General features: G+C 64.6%; 13 protein-coding genes. 3 read left to right on the forward strand and 10 right to left on the reverse strand.

Going from position 1 to position 17,961, the window contains the following annotated elements; all coding sequences use genetic code 11:
* Window positions 1–169: 169 nt before the first annotated feature.
* Window positions 170–949 carry a 3',5'-cyclic-AMP phosphodiesterase gene (cpdA, locus tag D779_RS13115; protein WP_232424180.1) on the reverse strand — a complete coding sequence of 260 codons (780 nt, stop codon included), beginning with the start codon at window positions 947–949 and terminating at the stop codon, window positions 170–172.
* Window positions 950–1,453: 504 nt separating this feature from the next.
* On the opposite strand from cpdA, the gene D779_RS13120 reads away from it, so the two are divergent.
* On the forward strand, window positions 1,454–1,873 hold the full coding sequence (locus D779_RS13120) for a rubrerythrin family protein (protein WP_043754752.1): 420 nt from the start codon (window positions 1,454–1,456) through the stop codon (window positions 1,871–1,873).
* A gap of 103 nt (window positions 1,874–1,976) precedes the next feature.
* Here the strand turns inward: D779_RS13120 and D779_RS13125 are convergent, their stop codons facing one another.
* The 4 genes from D779_RS13125 to D779_RS22895 form a co-directional block, all read right to left on the reverse strand.
* Complete coding sequence (locus D779_RS13125) at window positions 1,977–3,488, reverse strand: LysM peptidoglycan-binding domain-containing protein (RefSeq protein ID WP_043754754.1); 1,512 nt, start codon at window positions 3,486–3,488, stop codon at window positions 1,977–1,979.
* A 117-nt stretch (window positions 3,489–3,605) separates the two neighbouring features.
* Window positions 3,606–4,205 (reverse strand): Maf family protein, encoded by a 600-nt coding sequence (locus tag D779_RS13130; protein ID WP_043754756.1) that lies wholly within the window; start codon window positions 4,203–4,205, stop codon window positions 3,606–3,608.
* A gap of 124 nt (window positions 4,206–4,329) precedes the next feature.
* Complete coding sequence (gene glgX / locus D779_RS13135; protein WP_043754758.1) at window positions 4,330–6,441, reverse strand: glycogen debranching protein GlgX; 2,112 nt, start codon at window positions 6,439–6,441, stop codon at window positions 4,330–4,332.
* A 193-nt stretch (window positions 6,442–6,634) separates the two neighbouring features.
* The gene (locus D779_RS22895) at window positions 6,635–6,727 is read right to left on the reverse strand and encodes a YtxH domain-containing protein (protein ID WP_232424181.1); all 93 of its coding nucleotides are present in this window, start codon (window positions 6,725–6,727) and stop codon (window positions 6,635–6,637) included.
* Between the two features lie 214 nt (window positions 6,728–6,941).
* On the opposite strand from D779_RS22895, the gene D779_RS13140 reads away from it, so the two are divergent.
* A complete protein-coding gene (locus D779_RS13140; protein ID WP_043754760.1) occupies window positions 6,942–7,337 on the forward strand; it encodes a DUF2750 domain-containing protein in 396 nt (131 codons plus the stop codon).
* A 78-nt stretch (window positions 7,338–7,415) separates the two neighbouring features.
* On the opposite strand, the gene D779_RS13145 is transcribed toward D779_RS13140, so the two are convergent.
* The 4 genes from D779_RS13145 to D779_RS21190 are packed head-to-tail and all read right to left on the reverse strand — an operon-like array spanning window position 7,416 to window position 14,226.
* Entirely contained in the window at window positions 7,416–8,405 is a 990-nt protein-coding gene (locus tag D779_RS13145; RefSeq protein WP_043754762.1) for a response regulator, read from the reverse strand.
* On the reverse strand, window positions 8,402–11,926 hold the full coding sequence (locus D779_RS21185; protein ID WP_052348120.1) for a response regulator: 3,525 nt from the start codon (window positions 11,924–11,926) through the stop codon (window positions 8,402–8,404). The genes D779_RS13145 and D779_RS21185 overlap by 4 nt, the downstream gene beginning before the upstream one ends.
* A 9-nt stretch (window positions 11,927–11,935) precedes the next feature.
* Window positions 11,936–12,373, reverse strand: a complete 438-nt coding sequence (locus D779_RS13155) for a response regulator (RefSeq protein ID WP_043754765.1) — start codon at window positions 12,371–12,373, stop codon at window positions 11,936–11,938.
* Window positions 12,370–14,226 carry a sensor histidine kinase gene (locus tag D779_RS21190; protein ID WP_052348121.1) on the reverse strand — a complete coding sequence of 619 codons (1,857 nt, stop codon included), beginning with the start codon at window positions 14,224–14,226 and terminating at the stop codon, window positions 12,370–12,372. Before D779_RS21190 ends, D779_RS13155 begins: the two co-directional genes overlap by 4 nt.
* Before the next feature lie 413 nt (window positions 14,227–14,639).
* On the opposite strand from D779_RS21190, the gene D779_RS13165 reads away from it, so the two are divergent.
* Complete coding sequence (locus D779_RS13165; protein WP_052348122.1) at window positions 14,640–16,790, forward strand: CHASE domain-containing protein; 2,151 nt, start codon at window positions 14,640–14,642, stop codon at window positions 16,788–16,790.
* Window positions 16,791–16,993: 203 nt separating this feature from the next.
* Here D779_RS13165 and D779_RS13170 read toward each other — a convergent pair whose 3' ends face one another.
* Window positions 16,994–17,914, reverse strand: coding sequence for a LysR family transcriptional regulator (locus tag D779_RS13170; protein ID WP_043754767.1), 921 nt, complete (start codon window positions 17,912–17,914; stop codon window positions 16,994–16,996).
* Between the last annotated feature and the right edge of the window lie 47 nt (window positions 17,915–17,961).

Genomic DNA, 17,961 nt, shown 5'->3' on the forward strand with positions numbered 1-17,961 from the left:
ACCAGCGACCAGCGACCAGCGACCAGCGACCAGCGACCAGCGACCAGCGACCAGCGACCAGCGACCAGCGACCAGCGACCAGCGACCAGCGAGATTATAGTGCTGGAGGCTGGAGGCTGGAGGCTGGAGGCTGGAGGCTGGAGGCTGGAGGCTGGAGGCTGGAGGCCGCTCAATACCCCCCGACCTGATGAATGGGTCGTTCCGCGTAATGGTCCAGTCTCATGACGCGGCTTGTGAGTCTTCCATCCGGATGCAGGTCGAGTTCGCGGTAGCCTGGTGGCTTGTTGTCGAGCGCGAAATCCAGGCTGTGCGGCAGGAACTGGATGCAGGTCGAGGGCGACCCCAGGACCTGATAGCCGCCGAGGTCGCGCTCGAAGCACTGGTGGATGTGCCCGAACAGGATGCCCTTGATCTGTGGATGTCCGTTGCAGAGGGCTATCAGCCGATCGCCGTTGTCGATGCCCATGGTATCCATCCAGACGCTTCCGACCGGAATCGGATGATGGTGCATGAAGAGCAGGGTCGGGGCCCCGTCGTCGTCGAGCAGATTCTCCAGCTGTGCGATATGTTCAGGCGCGAGATGGCCGCCATCGCTGCCGTTGACGTTCGAATCGAGGAAGATGAGGTTCCAGCCGTCGAGCCGGCGCAGCGCGAAGGGTCCGACACCGTATCCGCCCAGATGCTCGTCCATCAAGTTCTGAGGGTCATGATTGCCGGCCGTGCAGAAGCAGGGCAGTCCGGTTTGCCTCAGGGTGTCGCGCAGATAGCGGTAGCTGGCGGGCGAATCGTCGTGTACCAGATCTCCGGTGATCACCATGGCTCGCGCATCCGGCGACTGTTCCAGCGCCATCTCCAGAACCGCCTCGAAGCTGTTCCGGGTGGTGATGCCGAGTAGGCTGCCTTGTGGGTCTGCGAAGAGGTGCAGGTCGGTCAGTTGGATGATCCGCAAAGGTTCTCCCGCATCGCCAGTTCGAGGCTGATGCAAGCGCAGGTTGTGATTGGGGTAATGGAGGAGGGGCTTGTTTGCCGACATCGATGAATCCACTGTTTTCGGTCTGCACCGGGATTTCAAGGAGTGAGATCGATTGGCATCCCTTGTATCAGTGCGCCATCGCGTTCGTCCGGAACCCGTTCACGATCATCCGCAGCGTCCTTCACCCTAGAATCGTCTTTGCGAACCAGTTCACAGCCTATCGGGGACTGCCGGGGCTTGAATTTTCCCGACCGGCTCCAACATCAGCGCACGCGGTCCAGCTCCGGGCGCAGGGTGCCGGATACTGACCCGATGGCCTATCGAGGCCATTGGTAGAAACAATTTCAGTCGATCGGCCCTGCTCTATATGTTTCATCCACGGAATATGTTCGATCCGCGGAAGGAAGGCAACTCATGGATCGAATCCAGTCACAGATCGAATCCAGTCATCCAACTGTCGTCCACCACGAGGAATAGACCATGGAACTCAAGGGCAGCAAGACCGAGCAGAGCTTGAAAGAGGCATTTGCGGGCGAGTCGCAGGCCAATCGCCGCTATCTCTATTTCGCGGCCAAGGCCGACGTCGAAGGCTACAACGACGTCGCCGCGGTGTTCCGCTCCACGGCAGAGGGCGAAACAGGCCATGCCCATGGCCATCTGGAGTATCTGGAGGAGGTGGGCGATCCGGCCACGGGCCTTCCGATCGGTGCGACCGGGGACAACCTCAAGGCGGCGATCGCTGGCGAAACGCACGAATACACCGATATGTATCCCGGTATGGCCAAAACGGCGCGCGATGAGGGTTTCGACGAGATCGCCGACTGGTTCGAGACCCTGGCCAAGGCAGAGCGGTCACACGCCAACCGTTTCCAGAAGGCGTTCGACAATCTGGACGCCTGAGTGACCGCAAACCTGCGGCGTTCGGCTCGATATGGGGCGTGATCGGGGGCGCCGAGCGCCCCTGCGTGCGTCCGATGAGGGTGTGGCTGCGCTCGATTCGGGCTCAGATACCGACCTTCAGCCTCTGTCCCGGCTGAATATGGTTGTCGTTGGGCTTCATCTTGTTGAGCTTGCGCAGTTCGGCCACCGAAATGCCATTCTGAAGCGCGACCCGGTAGAGCGTTTCCTGCGGTTTGACCACGTGGTAGCGCACCTTGGTGGTTTTCCCCTTGGTCTTGGACTTGGGCGCGGTCTTCGCGGCGACCCTCTTTTGGCTGTCCGTCGACCTTGGCTTCTCGACCCTGGCGACCGCCTTGCGCGATACGGTGGATGGCTTCTGTCTCGGCTCCGTACGGGCGATCATGGTCGAGATCGGCGGCGGGGGAGAACCGGCACGCTGCTTCGAGCCATGAGGCAGCCACACGGTCGTTCCGACCGGGATGTGTCTTGCCCCATTCCGCAGCGAATTGCGCCAATGCATGTTCAGATCCGCGAGCACGCGGCTCGATGTGCCGTAGTGTCGGGCGATATGATCCGCTGGCATGCTGGATGCCAGGATCAGCCGGTCGTGCGGCCAGGGCGATTCGTAGCGGACGCCCTCGGGGAAATAGCGGCTGGGGTGACTCGCCACCTCGCGTGCGGCGACGAATTCAGCATAGAAGTTGCGTGAGGCGAATCCGAAATAGGGCCCGTCGTAATTGGAGACGATACGGCCGATGTCCGTGCCGTATTGCGCCTTGGCCTTGGCCATGCCGCCCTGGCCGTGGTTGTAGGAGGTGATGGCGAGCGGCCAGCTGCCGAGCTTGCCGTAGGCCTGGGCGAGATAGCGTGCCGCGCCGTCCGCGGCGAGAATGGGATCGTAGCGCTCGTCGACGCTGTCGTTGACGGTCATGTAGATACGCCCGGTCGCGGGCATGAACTGCCAGACCCCTCCGGCACCGACCGAGGATCTGGCATTGGTCTGGAAGGACGACTCCACGTGCGGCAGATAGGCGAGATCCTCCGGGACGCCGTGGCTGCGCATGATCTCGCGGAAGATCTTGTCGTAACGACCGCTGATCTCGACCCCGCGCCTGAAACGCTCGCGCAGTCCGCGCTGCAGGCGGATACGCTCCGATGCACCGTAGAGGGTGCCGATTCCGCCGGCCCGCTCGAACTTGGCGACCAGATCGCGGTCGGCCGCGGTCGGCGTCTGGCCCGAGCGCAGACGCTGCTCCAGAGCGCGCAGACGATCCGCGTGATAGTGGGTGCGGGCCTCCAGATAGGCCCGTTGCGCGCTGGTGTAGCTCGCCTGAATGGGGCCGGGCAGGGTCGCGACCTCGTAGACCACCCCGAGATGGTCGCTGTCGTGTATGGCGACCTCCCCGCGGCTCCACATACCGTAGACATGGCGCCAGAAATCCACGTTGTCCTGCAGCGCGTCCGGCACGGGGAAGGTACCCGAATCGCCGTAATCGACGTGGCTCTGACCGACCTCGCGCTCGCCGCCGCTACCAGCGCATCCGGCCAGAAACGACATGGCGAGCAGGGCGAGCGTCAGCCCCGATGTGCGAAGGTAGTAGTTGACGGTGCGCATGACTCGGAAATCCCCCTGAAAAACGAGACCCTATGCGAGGTCTCTCGCGTATAGCATGAAGTTTGGCCTAGGCCGTGGGGTCTTTCAATGGGCAAAATCCCCTAAGCTTCGGATTTCTCAGATACCCAGCGGGAAAATGCCCGATGTCTCCAGCAGAGGGATGAGCCGAATCAGCGGAAGACCGATGAGCGCGTTCGGATCCTCGCCCTCGAGACGCTCGAACAAGGCGATTCCAAGCCCCTCCGATTTGAAGCTCCCGGCGCAGTCGTAGGGCTGCTCGCGATCCAGATAGCCCTCGATCCGGGCGCGAGACAAGGAACGGAAATGAACCCGGAAGGGCTCGACCAGCGTCTGTGCCCGCCCGCTGCGCGCATCCAGCAGACAGAGCCCTGTCTGGAACAGGACGCTGCGCCCGGATGCGCGCTCCAACTGGGCGATCGCCCGGTCGCGCGTTCCGGGCTTGCCGAGGATATCGCCATCGAGACAGGCGACCTGATCGGAGCCGATGATGAGCGCGTCCGGATGCCTCTCGGCGACGGCGCGCGCCTTGGCCTCGGCCAGGCGCATCACCAGGACCTGCGGCGGCTCGTTCGGCCGAGGGGTTTCGTCGACCTCGGGCGAGTCGGTTCGGAAGCTCAGCCCGAGCTGCTCGAGCAATGCGCGACGATAGCGCGAGGTGGAGGCGAGGACGAGCGCTGGGGAGGGGGTCGGTGACACGCTGATCGGTTCCTGATTGCAGGGAGATGGGGGGCGAGCCGGCAATCCGCGAGATCCGCTCGCCGGGGATGATCGCCGACGGGCGGGCTTCCCCATCGAGGCGTCGTGGTGGGCGAGGGCTTGCTCAGTCGGTGGGCGGGTTCCAGACCCAGTTGGGCCGGCCCTCCAGGGCCACGACGCTGTAGGGGCCGAGCTGGATCCGCTCGCCCGCGATCGGGTGCTGTACCTCGGGCGCGACGGCGGGCTGCTCGCGGCTGGTGTCGAGCGCCAGGCTCCACTCCAACCCCTTGATCCGGGGGACGCTGAACTCGATGGGGTGCGCGGCCATGTTCAGCATCACGTGCAACAGCGGCTCGTCGTCGACCTTGCTTTCGAGGGTGAAGGCCAGCTGGTGGCTGTCCGGATCGTCCCAGCCGGGTGCATTCAGCTCGACGCCGTGCCAGATGATGTCCGGGCGCGTGTGGCCGTAGTCCGGCTTGCCGGTGAGGAAGCGGTCGCGGGTCAGGGTTGGGTGGCGTCGGCGCAGCGCGATCATGGAGCGGACGAATTCCAGCATCTCGCGATTCTGCTCGACCAGTCCCCAGTCCGACCAGGACAGCTCGTTGTTCTGACAATAGGTGTTGTTGTTGCCCTGTTTGGAGCGGAATACCTCGTCGCCGGAGAACAGCATGGGCACGCCCTGGCTGAACATGAGGATGCTGATGAAGTTGCGCGCCTGACGGCGGCGCAGGGCCATGATCTCGGGATCCTCGGTCGGTCCCTCGACGCCGCAGTTCCAGCTCAGGTTGTGATCGTGGCCGTCGCGGTTGTCCTCGCCGTTGGCCTCGTTGTGCTTGCGGTTGTAGCTGACTAGATCGCAGAGGGTGAAGCCGTCGTGACAGGTGATGAAATTGATGGAGTTCATCGGCAGGCGTCCGCGTCCCTCGTACATGTCGCTCGAGCCTGACATGCGGGTCGCGACCTCGGGCACCATGCCCGGGTCCCCGCGCACGAAGCCGCGGATCACGTCGCGGTAGCGCCCGTTCCACTCGGCCCAGCGATAGCCGGGAAAATCGCCCACCTGATAGAGGCCGGCGGCATCCCATGCCTCGGCGATGATGTGGGCTCGGTTGAGCGAGGGTGAGAGCTCGATCGCCCAGAGCACGGGCGCATGGTGCTGCGGATGCCCGTCCTCGCCGCGCGCCAGCGCGCTCGCCAGATCGAAGCGGAAGCCATCCACATGCATGTGGCGCACCCAGTAGAGCAGGGCGTCGATGAGGAAGCGGGTCACCATGGGATGGTTGCAGTTCATGGTGTTGCCGCAGCCGGTGTAGTCCCGGTAGTGTCGGCGGTCCTCGAAATCGAGGTGATAGAAGATCTCGTTGCCGAAGGCCTTGAAGCTGATGACCGGGCCCGTTTCGCCGCCCTCGGCGGTATGGTTGAAGACGACGTCGAGGATGACGCCGATTCCGGCGCGGTGGAATGCCTTGACCATGTCGCGGAATTCGTCGCGGGCATGGACGGCGGTCACGGCAAATCCGGGGTGCGGGGCGAAGAAACTGTGGGTGCTGTAGCCCCAGTAGTTCTCCATACCCATCCTCGCGGTCTGCGGCGGCACGTCCTGGGGATCGAAGGCCATTACCGGCATCAGCTCGACATGGGTGATCCCCAGATCCTTGAGGTAGGGGATCTTTTCGATGACCCCATTGAATGTGCCCGGGTGGACGACGCCGGAGGAGGGATGGCGGGTGAATCCGCCGACATGCATCTCGTAGATGACGGAGTCGTTGAGCGGGATATGGAGCGGCTGATCCTCTTCCCAGTCGTAATCGTCGCGTACGACCTGAGCGCGGATGGCCTTGGCGACGTTGTCGCCCGGGCGGCTCGCGGCGGTGCGGTCCCAGAGCCGGTCGCTGACGGTGGTCGCCCAGGGGTCCAGCAGCGCCTTGTCGGCGTCGAGGCGACAGCCGGTCTCGCTGGTCTCGATGCTGTCGCAGCGACCCTCGGCGCGCCAGTTGTAGAAGACCCCGTCGGGCAGGTTCTCGATGAAGATGTGCCAGAAGAAGAAGGTGCGATTGATGCGCGGATCGAGATGGATGACCTCGTAGGGCTCCTTGTGGGTGTCGCGCTCGAACAGCAGCAGCGACATCCGTTCGGCATGGCGCGAGAAGACGCAAAAATTCACCCCGCCGTTCAAGACGGTCGCGCCAGCCGTATCCCAGCTTCCGGGTCTGACACGGAATCTCGGTGATCTCATTGGACCATCTCCTGCGGGTTCTCAACGACCTGGCGCCGCGATTTCCCGCCGCTCCGTCCTGTTCGGCGGGAAGACATCCCTTCGTGGTGCCACGTCTCTATCGCGCCGGTTTCCGATGAACGGCAACCGGTCACCGACGAGCATGCTGGCCGCCATCCGATGACGGCGCTGGCAACGCAGAGTCAGTCCTGGCTCACTTGAGCATGCCTGGAACGAGGAGATAACCGATGATGGTCCCGACGATGGTGCCGAGTATGGCGCCCAACAGGATTCCGTACCACTTCACGACGTCACCTCTCTCGTTGCGATCCGAGCGGCTGCTATTGTGTTCCGCATTGGTGGGATCGACAAGTGATCCATGTGGCTTTTTCCTCGATCGCGGGCTTTCTCTTCGCGCGTCATCGGGGTTTCTCGCATCGGGTCGGGCTGCTAGAGTGGCGAGCCCGGTCGGCTGCTCGATCCGGGTTTCATGCCACACCCATGCAAGGCCTACCAGACCCATGAACGCACCCCTGTCCCGATCCGATATCGCCACGCTCTTCCACCTTTCGCCCTCCGAGCGCTACACCCATTTCCTGACCGAGGCGGCCCAGCGCGGGCGGGTCTGGACGCTCTGCGGCCAGGGCGGGTTCGTCGCCTTCTGCGACGAGGAGGGACACGACTGCTTTCCATTCTGGCCGGCGCCCGAACTCGCCGAGGCATCGGCCGACGAGGACTGGTCGGACTGCCGGGCGGAACCGCTCGAGCTCGGGGTCTTCATGGAGCGCTGGCTCACCGGGATGGCCCGGGACGACCGTCAGGTCTCGGTCTTTCCGGCACCCGATGGAACCGGAATCGTCGTCGATCCCCTGATGCTGCTCCAGGATCTCGAAGATGAGCTTCGGCAGCCGGATTGATCTCGTGCGTCTTCGAGCGCCGTCCGTCGGTCCGTCCGAGGGACCGGGGCCGAGCGGCCTGACGAGCCGGCGGCGGGGCTAATTCCGTTCTTTTGCGTCCCAGTCCGCCTTGATCTTCAGGATGCGCGGCAGGATGTCCTGAAACAGGTCGACGAGGCGCGGCTCGAAGTGACTGCCGCTGCCCTCGCGGAGCGTCCCCATCGCCTTGTCGATGGACCAGGGGTCCTTGTAGGGGCGTTTCATGGTGAGTGCGTCGAAGACATCGGCCACGGCCACGATACGTGCCGACTCGGGTATGGATTCGCCGGCCAGCCCTTCGGGATAGCCTCTGCCGTCCCAGTGTTCATGATGATAGAGCGCGATCTCGGCCGCCAGCTGGAACATGGGGGCGTGACTCATGCGCAGGATTTCATGACCGATTCTCGGGTGGGTCTTCATCACCGCCCACTCTTCGCCGTTCAGTTTGCCCGGCTTGCGGAGTATCTCGCTGGGGATGCCGATCTTGCCCGTGTCATGCATGGAGGCGGCCTGTTCGATACGTTCGCACGCGGCCGGCTCCCAGCCAGCGGCCGTCGCCAGCTCTCTCGCATAGTGCGCCATGCGCCAGATATGCACGCCGGTGTCCGTGTCGTTGAAGTGACCGGCCACGCCGAGCATCGAGAGGGCGTCGCGATGGCTCCGATCCAGTTGCGATGCATTGACCAGCGATAGATGGGTCCTGACGCGTGCCCGCACGATCGGTGGCGACAGCGGCTTGACGATGTAGTCGACGGCGCCGGCCTCGAATCCCGACGCCTCGTTCCCCGCATCGGCGAGCCCCGTCACGAAGATCACCGGGATCTCCTCGGTGGCCGAGTCCGCCTTGAGCGCCCGGCATACGCTATAGCCGTCCATGTCGGGCATCTCGATATCGAGCAGGATGAGGCTGGGGTGGCGTTTGCGGGTCGCCTTCAGGGCCTCGGCTCCATTGGCGGCGAACAGCAGCCGATAGTCGCCGCCCAGTATGTGGCGCATGGCATGCAGATTTTCCGGCTGATCGTCGACGATGAGTATGGGGCCCTGGGTCATGTCTGCTCCTCGAGTGGAATGCCGAGCCCGCTGGCCAGTTCGCGCACCGCGCGCTCGCCCGCGGTGGAATCCAGGCTCTCGAGTGCGGCGCGCATGGCCGCCATCCGCTCGCCCGGCATGGATTCCGACAATTCGGAGATGAATGGCTCGGCAGCGATGGGGTCGAAGTCCTGGAAGGCCCTGAGCGCGCCGCACAGGAGCGGCGCGATCGTGTCGGGATCGCGCGCTTGGGGTGCGGTGGCCGAGGATGGTTCGGTTGGCGGGGGAGGGGCTGGCTCGGGGGCATAACGGGCGATGGAGGCCAAGGCCGTTTCGATCGCGGCCTCGAGTCTCATGGTTGAGGTCCGGACTCGCTCGCTCGGCTCTTCGGCTGCAATGACACGCTCGAGATCGCCGGCCCGCTCCGCAACCTCCATGAGTCCCAGGTTTCCCGCCGTGCCCTTGAGCTTGTGAGCCAGAGGTCTGGCCGTTTCCGGGGTGGCCGAGGCGATCTGCCGGGCCGCTTCCTGGAGCTGAGGGGCGATTCTGCGCAGATAGCGCCGATAGACCTCTGCATCCTTCCAGATCGCCAGACCGCGCTCGATCGTCAGTCCCGGAAGGTTTCGGTCGCTCGCGTCATATGGCGGGGCGGGCGATGGGACGGACGACGCGGTCATCGCGGATTCCTCGTCGCGCGTCAGTACCGGGGCAAGGGCTGCCGAATCCTCCGAAGCGGGACGTTCCTTCCGGCCGTGGACGAGGTCCCGGATGAGAGAGACGGCCTCCTCCACATCCAGCGGCTTGGACAGAAAGGCATCCATCCCAGCCTCTTTGGCCGAGAGCTCCTGAGACTGCATGGCACCGGCCGTCAATGCGACCACGGGCAGCCTCGAATGCCGCTCGTTTTGGCGAATGCGGCGCGTGGCCTCGTGGCCGTCCATGACCGGCATCTGGACATCCATCAGGACGATGTCGACCTGGTCCGGGTGGGACGTGAGCCAGTCGAGCGCCTCCTGACCGTCGCCCGCTAGACTGACCCGCGCCCCCTCGTCGGCGAAGATCTGTTGGGCGACCTCTCGGTTGATGTCGTTGTCGTCCACGACCAGCAGGCGAAGACCGTCAAGGCGCTGCCGATCCTGTGCCCGTGGATGCGGCGGCATGACGGTCTGACCGAGGCGGCGCCCGCGCGCCCTGACGACGGCATCGTAGAGAGGTGATGGCGACAACGGCTTGTCGAGTACGGCCTCGACCGATGTCTCGTTCAGGCTGGCCATCACCTCTTCGAGCGGGTGGGCGGTGAGCAGGAACAGCAAGGGGCGGCGCGGCTCGGGCAGGGCCTCGCGAATCCCCGACAGGGTTGACGAGCCCTCCTGTCCCGGGAGATGCCAATCCAGCAGCACGGCCGCGTCCGGGCCTTGCAGCTCCTCGTCGTGCAGCACGCGATCCATGGCCTCCTGCCAGGATGCCGCTCGGTTGGCCGACCATCCCAGGCTGGCGACGGTCGCCATCAGGCCGTCGAGCACGACGGGATTGTCTCCGACGACCAGAACCTTCATTCCCAGTGTCAATCGCGTGGCCGCGGACTCCTGCTTCAGACGCGACAGGGGAATCTCGAACCAGAAGGTGCTGCCCTGTCCCGGAACGCTCTCGAGGCCCATGCGTCCATCCATGAGGTCGACCAGCCGGCGCGTGATCGCCAGCCCGAGTCCGGAGCCGCCGAACCGTCTGGTGGTCGACACGTCGGCCTGGGTGAAGGGCTGGAATAGCCGCTTCTGCGCCTCCGGCTCGATGCCGATTCCCGTGTCCCGTACCGCGAACCGCATCAGGACGCTGTCATGGCTGCGCTCGACGGGCTCGATGCGGACCTCGACCATGCCCGAATCGGTGAATTTGATGGCGTTGTTGGTGAGATTGATCAGGATCTGACCCAGTCTCAGCGGATCGCCGCACAATGGCCAGTCGCTGCAGATCGGCGGAACCATGACCAGCTCGATGGCCTTGCGCTCGGCGGTGGCGGTCATGATCGTCGCTAGGTTGTCCAGCACCTGGGTCAATCGGAAAGGGATGTGCTCGATGTCGATCTTGCCCGATTCGATCTTCGAGAAGTCGAGGATGTCGTTGATGATCCCCAGCAGACTCTGGCCCGACCGGTGGATCTTGCGCGCCAGGTCCCGAGCCACCACCGGCAGATCCTGGCGTTCGAGCAGATGGGCGAGCCCCAGCACGGCGTTCATGGGGGTGCGGATCTCGTGACTCATGTTGGCCAGGAACTGGCTCTTGGAGTTGGCCAGTCGAATGGCCTGCTCGCGCGTCGCGCGCAGTTCGGCGGTGCGTTCGTCGACGAGTTCCTGAAGATGGTTGCGATGCTGCTCCAGTTCGTGTTCGGCGCGCTTCAACTCGGTGATGTCGCGGGCGATTCCGAGCACGCCCATGATCTCGCCGCGGCCGTCCAGGACGGGGGTCTTGATGGTCTGCATCAGCTCGCGATGGCCGTCGCTGGCGAAGAGGATCTCCTCCTCGTTCGTTCTGGCCCGGCCGGCGGCCATCGTCGCCAGATCGTGGGCGCGGAAGAAATCGGCGGATGCGCGGTCGGTGAAGTCGTCGTCGGTCTTGCCGACGATGTCGGCCTCGGAGGCACCGTAGAGTGCCTCGAAACGACGGTTGCAGGCGAGGAATCGGCCCTGGGTGTCCTTGAGCCACACCGGATCGGGAATGGTCTGCAGGAGCGTCTGCAGACGCTCCTGGCTTTCGCGCAGTTCACGCTCCGCCCGCAGGCGGTCCGAGATGTCCCGCAGGACGAGGGTATGGCCGGACTGATCCTCGAGCCGGGCGACCGCGGCGCTGGCCTCCAGGCTGATCGGGGTTCCGTCCTTGCGCCGGCCCCGGACGATCTGATGGTCGGGCTTCCAGACCTGGGTGGAGTTGGGGTCGCAGAGCAGGCGGCTGCTCAGGGTCACGAGACGCTCGTAATCCTGATCCGGCAGGATCAGACCGATGCCGAGACCCAGTATCTCCCGCGCCGAATAGCCGAAGATGGCCTCGGCACTCTTGTTGAAGACGTGGATCAGGCCAGATCTGGTGGTCACGATGATGGCGTCCTGGACGCTGTCGAGGATGGCGCGATATTGGACCTTGGTGGCCAGCATCTCGCGACGCCGCTCCGCCTGTTTGAGTTCGCGCCTGATGACCGGTCCCAGGCGGGTCAGGTTGTCCTTGAGGATGTAGTCGTTGGCGCCGCCCTGCATGGCCTTGACGCCGATCCTGTCCTGGACGGTGCCCGATACGAAGATGAAGGGCAGATCGGAGGTATAGCGGCGGACGATCTCGAGCGCGCGCAGCCCGTCGAAGCCGGGCAGCCGGTAGTCCGAGATCACCGTCTGCCAGGCCGCGCTGGGCAGCGCGCTGATCAGTGCCTCGGCCGACTCCACACGTGTGTGATCCACGGCGTATCCTGCCTCCTCGAGCGCGTTCAGGAGCAGGATGGCGTCGTCTTCCGAGTCCTCCACCAGCAGCAGGCGAAGCGGCGTCGACTCCTTCATCATGGTTCTCGATCAGTCCGGGGCGCGCTCGTTCAGCAGCAGCCAGTACATCCCGAGACCGCGCACGGCCTCGGTGAATTGGTCGAAATCGACGGGCTTGCGCACGTAGCTGTTGACGCCCAGGTCGTAGCTCGTGAGCATGTCCTGCTCATCCTTGGATGTCGTCAGCATGACCACGGGCAGCCGCCGGGTGAGCGGGTCGGCGCGAATCTCGCGGAGCACGTCCAATCCGTTCAGACGCGGCATGTTGAGGTCGAGCAGCACCACGGCCGGTAGATCCATCGGCTCTCTCCCGGCGAAGATTCCCCGGCCGAATAGGTAATCCAGTGCCTCGACGCCGTCGTGCGCGACCACGACGCGATTGCAGATATTCGTTTCCTCGAGCGCATGGAGCGTGAGGATTTCATCGTTTGGGTCGTCTTCGGCCAGCAGGATTTCTTGGTTGCTCATGATTCATGAATCGCTTGTGGACTCAGGGTGAAATGGAAGACGGCGCCCTGATCGATCGCCCCTTGGCCCCAGATCCGTCCGCCGTGTTTGTGCACGACGCGCTGCACGGTGGCCAGCCCGATTCCCGTTCCCGGGAAGTCGCTGGCATGATGCAGGCGCTGAAAGGCACCGAAGAGCTTGTCCGCATAGGCCATGTCGAAACCGGCGCCGTTGTCGCGGACGAAGAAGGAGGGGGGACGGTCGGTGTCATCGCGGCCGACCTCGATGCGCGGTGCCCCGGTCCTGGAGGTGAATTTCCAGGCGTTGGCGAGCAGATTCTGCATGGCGATGTGGACCAGCCGGCGGTCGCCCGAGGTGTGCAATTCGGGCTGAATCCGGACCTCCAGGTGCCGCTCGGGATCGCTCTCCGCGAGTTCGTCGAGGATTTCCTCGGCCATGGCGCCCAGATCCAGGGGCTCGCGCTTCAATTCGGCCCGGGTGATCCGCGAGAGGGCCAGCATGTCGTCGATCAGCCGGCTCATCCTTTGCGCGGCGGTGCGCATGCGCTGGAGATAGTCCTGCCCTTTATCGTCGAGCTTGTCCGCATACCCCTTGAGCAGCATGTTGGAGAATCCGTCGAGTGTGCGCAGCGGCGCGCGAAGATCGTGCGAGACGGAATAGGAGAAGGATTCCAACTCCCGGTTGGCCGAGTTGAGGCCGTGATTCGCCACCGCGAGACGCTGGAGGGCCTTGTCCATCGTCTCGATGGATTGACGCCGCTTGACGCTGAGATGGGCGATGCCCACGCTGAGCATGGCGAGCAGTATTCCCAGCGTGATCCAGATGATGACGTGGCGCTGGGTGAGGGGGCGCGCCTGGAGCGCCAGGTCTTCCTTTGGTACCCAGGAGACGAGGATCCAATAGGATGGCGACTGGAGGACATGGTTCGCTGTCGCTGGATTCCTGTCGGAGAGCTTGCGGGTGGGTTCGAATCGGGCCGCGCTCAGAAGCCCTTCGTCGAACCGTGCGTGCAGGGGATGCCCATCGCGGGTTCCGGCCTCGATGGTTCTCCAGAGTGCGGGATCGCGCTTCGCCAGGGTTCTATCCCGGCCATCGGGAAACATGAAGCCCCATGCCTGTTCAGGCCGATCTCCCAAGAGCCAATAGCTGTCCTGGTTCAGCAGCCAGAGGGAGATGTCGCTGTCCTTGGCCAGGGCCTGTAGGCGGCCGATCAATGGCTGCCCGAGATAGTTCAGGATGAGCACCGCCTTGGCGACGCCGGTGCGATCGCCGACCTTTGTTGCGCAGCGCAGCATGGGCTTGTAGGGGATCTCGATCACGCCGTGCTCGACATTCAGATCGAATGGCGACAGATAAATGGTTCCCAGGGGAGAGGCCCAGGCGTCGTGGAAATAGTAACGGTCGCTTTTGTCCTGCAGTTCGGCCTCGGTCGCGATCCTGGTCTTGCCGCTTCCGTTGTCCACCCGCACGACCTCCAGTCCGCTCGCGTCCAGATAGCGCAGCTGATCGTAGATGCCGTGACGCGTTTCCATGAAGCTCGCAAGATCCCGTGTCAGCTCGCGATGCCGGTTCTCCCCGCCGCTCGTCAAGAAGCGATCCAGATCGGGCCGCCTGCTCAGATATTCGAGGTCCCGATGGACCCAGTCGAGATTGTTCGTGAGCACCAGGGCCGCCTCGGTGATGACGGCGTGCTGTTCCGTGCCGACGAGCCTGCGCAGATGCTCCATGTCCTTGGCGTGAAAGGTCGCCATGAGGAGCGTCAGCACGGCGATGAGAGGGATCCAGATCAGGGTGGCGAACAAGAGGGTTTGGCGCCATTTTCCAGAGGATCGGGATTCGTCGAGCTGGTCCATTCAGTCTCTCCACCCTGGTACACGCATTCAGTCTTGCATCTCGTCATAAAGATGCAAGCTAGGGGCGCCCCTTTCTCCAAAAAAGGCCGTTGCGATTATTTTTGAATTCTATTTCAGGACATGGGGTTGGATGTTTGGTTGTCTATATGGGGACGGGGCCTTGCGGGACTTGATACGCTTCTGTCGCTGCCGTCTTTGCCGGAGGCGTGAGATTTTCGCTGTCCTTGATGCCCGCATCGTGGATGCCCATTTGAGGCATCTGAGCGAGACGCTGCGAATGGAGGGCGGGTGCCCGGTGCGGATTGCCGTTGGCCTGGATAGGGATATAGCGGCTGGAATCGGTAGCGGGCGTGCAGCAGACCGCAATCGCGGGAATTGCCGAATCGAGCCGAGGGGTCGGGGATGAAACGGACATGTCAGCCCATCTTGTCGTCATGAATCCGCTGTTCCGCACGCTGATCTTACCGCTATTGGTCAGCCTGGTCGGAGTTCTCGCGGCGGGCCTGATCGAGACTCGGCTGGTTGAGCGCCAGCGCGCAGAGGCCGTCGCGCGCTTCGCGGTGAAGGCGGACCAGGTGGTGGAGTATCTGGCCGAGCGGATCGGCTCCTACGAGCATGGCCTGCGGGGCATGCGTGGGGTGATCGTCTCCCTGTGGCCGGATCGGCTCACGCGCGCCAAGGTGATCGCCTATAGCCGCACCCGGGAGCTGGAGCGCGAATTTCCCGGCTCGCGCGGGTTCGGTTTCATCCGCCGCGTGCCGAGGGCCGAGGAAGCGGCCTTCCTGGAACGGGCGCGACGCGACGGCAAGCCCGATTTCTCGATCAGGACGCTCACCCCGCACGATGACGAGCGTCTGGTCATCCAGTACATCGAGCCGGAAGCCAACAACCGACAGGCGGTGGGGCTCGACATCGGCTCCGAGAGGAATCGGCGCGACGCCGCGTTCAAGGCGATGCGCACCGGGCGGGCCACGCTCACCCATCCCATCACCCTGGTCCAGGCCAGCGGCAAGGTCAATCGCGGCTTCCTGCTGATGATCGCCACCTACCCTGCGGCCGAACCGAGCACGCCCGAGGCGCGTGAGGAGGCCGCCTACGGTCTCGCCTATACGCCCCTGGTCATCGACGAGATCCTGGCCGGGTACGAGGCTCGGAGCGGCGAGCTGTCACTGGCGCTCTACGATCTCGACGACTCCGGCCGGCTCGACCGCTTCTACGCGTCGCGCGATGCCGACAGCGACGCGACAGACCTGATCGAGCATCGGCAGCTGCATCTGTTCGGCCGCGAATGGCTGGCCGAGATCCGCGCCTTGCCTCCGTTCCTGCGTCAGCTGAATCAGACCTCGCCGCGTCAGGTCGCGTTCGAGATCGCTGCCAGCGGGCTGCTGCTTGCCGCCCTGCTCTACGGCTATCTGGTGGCGCGGGCGCGCACACGCGAGACGCAGCGGGTGCAGGCCCGGCTGGCCGCCATCGTCAGCGACGCCAGCGAGGCCATCGTCGGCGAGAATCTGGAGGGCATGGTCACCGACTGGAACCCGGCGGCCGAGACCATCTTCGGTTATTCGGAACAGGAGGCCATGGGTCGAGCGGCGATCGATCTCATCGTTCCCGCGGGGCTGGAGACCGAAGAGCGGCACCTCAACGAGTCAGTCCTCTCGGGCACACCGGTTTCCCAGCTGATGACCCGGCGCCACCGTGCGGACGGCGGCGACTTGGACGTCTCGATCACCGCCTCGCAGATCCGTGACGCGGATGGCCGGGTCGTCGGAATCGCCAAGACCATCCGCGACGTCAGCGTCCAGATCGCGGCGGAGCGGCGGATCCGCGCACTCAACGCCGAGCTCGAGCGCAAGGTCGAAGAGCGCACCGCCCATCTCGAGACCGCCTTGCACGAACTGGCCGACTTCTCCTATCTGGCCTCGCACGACCTGCGCACCCCGCTGCGCGCCATCGACGGTTTCAGCAGCCTGCTGCTGCGCGAAAGCGACACCTTGAATGAGGCGCACGGCGAGTATCTGCAGCGGGTTCGCGCAGCGGCACAGCACATGGGGCGGATCATCGATGACATGGTGGCGCTCGCCCAGGTCTCGCGGAGCGGTTTCAGTCCCGAAACGCTGGACATCAGCGGTCTGGCCGACAAGGTCGTGGCAGCCTTGCGCGCCGCCTATCCCGATGACAGGGTTGAGGTGCGGATCCAGGCCGGACTGCAGGTCCGGGCCGACGCGAAGCTCGCCCACATCCTGCTGATGCAGCTCTTCGACAACGCCTGGAAGTTCACGCGCGCGATCCCGAATCCTGTTGTCGAATTCGCAGAAGAGGGGCGCGAGCTGTTCGTTCGCGACAATGGCGTGGGCTTCGAGATGGCCTATGCCAAACGGCTCTTCGCGCCCTTCCATCGGTTGCATACCTCGGACGAGTATCCGGGCTCAGGAATCGGTTTGGCCATCGTCCAGCGCATCGTCAACATGCACGGCGGCCATGTCCGCGCCGAGGGGGCCGTCGGCCGGGGGGCGACCATCTGGTTCCGATTCTCTCCCGACGATCGGTCCGAAGACCCAGGCTAGATGCCGGCCGAGCCCTCGGGCATGCGGACGTTCCATGCGGGGATGCGGCAGGCTCATCGGCGAGCCAGAAACAGGCGCGGCGTGCGTTCCGACCGATTCGGCCAGAAAGCGGGTGTCGTGACCCTTGCCGGCGGTGGCGTCGAGCGCCCGGTCGCCGGGTCGAAGATGTCCGCGGAGTCTCTGGTGTGCGGCTTGGGTCAGGTTCACGGTATCGGGCGTTCCGGTCGCGCCGGACGGCCGGCCTCGTGGATCAGTCTCTCGCCCAGCGAGCGGGTGGCGGGGCCGGCGCCTTCCGGGTCCGCGTAGACCAGATAGAGCGTTTCCCGGTGCTCGGTGCCCTGGGTCAGGTTCAAGGGTCTGAGCTCGCCGCGCTCCAGTTCGGCCTGGATATGGGGCCGCGGGATCCAGGCGAACCCCAGTCCGCGTCTGAGCATGGCGATGGCGGTGAGCATGTGCGAGACGGTCCAGCGCTCTTCGGCCTCCAGCCAGCCGCTGTCGATCTGGCGGAAGCGTCCGGTATCGCGGATCACCAGCTGACGGTGCGAGCGCAGATCCTCGAGCGTGAGCGGGCGGTCAGTCGCGTGCAACGGATGGTCCGGATGGGCGACCGCGACGAAGGTCACCTGGATCAGCGGGTCGCCAAGGAATCCGGGCGGGACCTGTCCGGTGACGGCGAGGTCCACCTGACGCTGGATGAGCGCCTCGTTGGTTCCGGAGAGCACGGTCTCCATCAGTTGGATCCGGGTCTGCGGGGCCTGGTCGCCGAAGGCGGCCAGGGCGCGCAGTAGCGGGTCGGGCGGCATGACGATATCGATCGCCAGACGCACCTCCGCCTCCCATCCCTGGGCCAGGGTCTCGGCCAGGCGCTCCAGACGGTGCGTCTCGTCGAGGATGAGGCGCGCCCGCTGCAGCAGCACCGCCCCGGATTCGGTCAGTCGCGTCCGCCGTCCCTGGGCGGCCATCAGCGGCAGGGGCAGCTGCTCCTGCAGACGCTTGAGGCTGTAGCTCACCGAGGACTGGCTGCGGCGCAAGGCATCGGCGGCGGCCTCGAAGCCGTCGTGATCCACCACCGCCTGCAGCGTCGCCCATTGCTCCAGCGTGGTCTTGGGTGTCCGGGTCGACATGGATAGATCCGAATATTCGATGGGTTGCCCCGAAAATGAGGATAAAT

Source organism: Imhoffiella purpurea (assembly GCF_000585215.1).
Classification (GTDB): domain Bacteria; phylum Pseudomonadota; class Gammaproteobacteria; order Chromatiales; family Chromatiaceae; genus Imhoffiella; species Imhoffiella purpurea.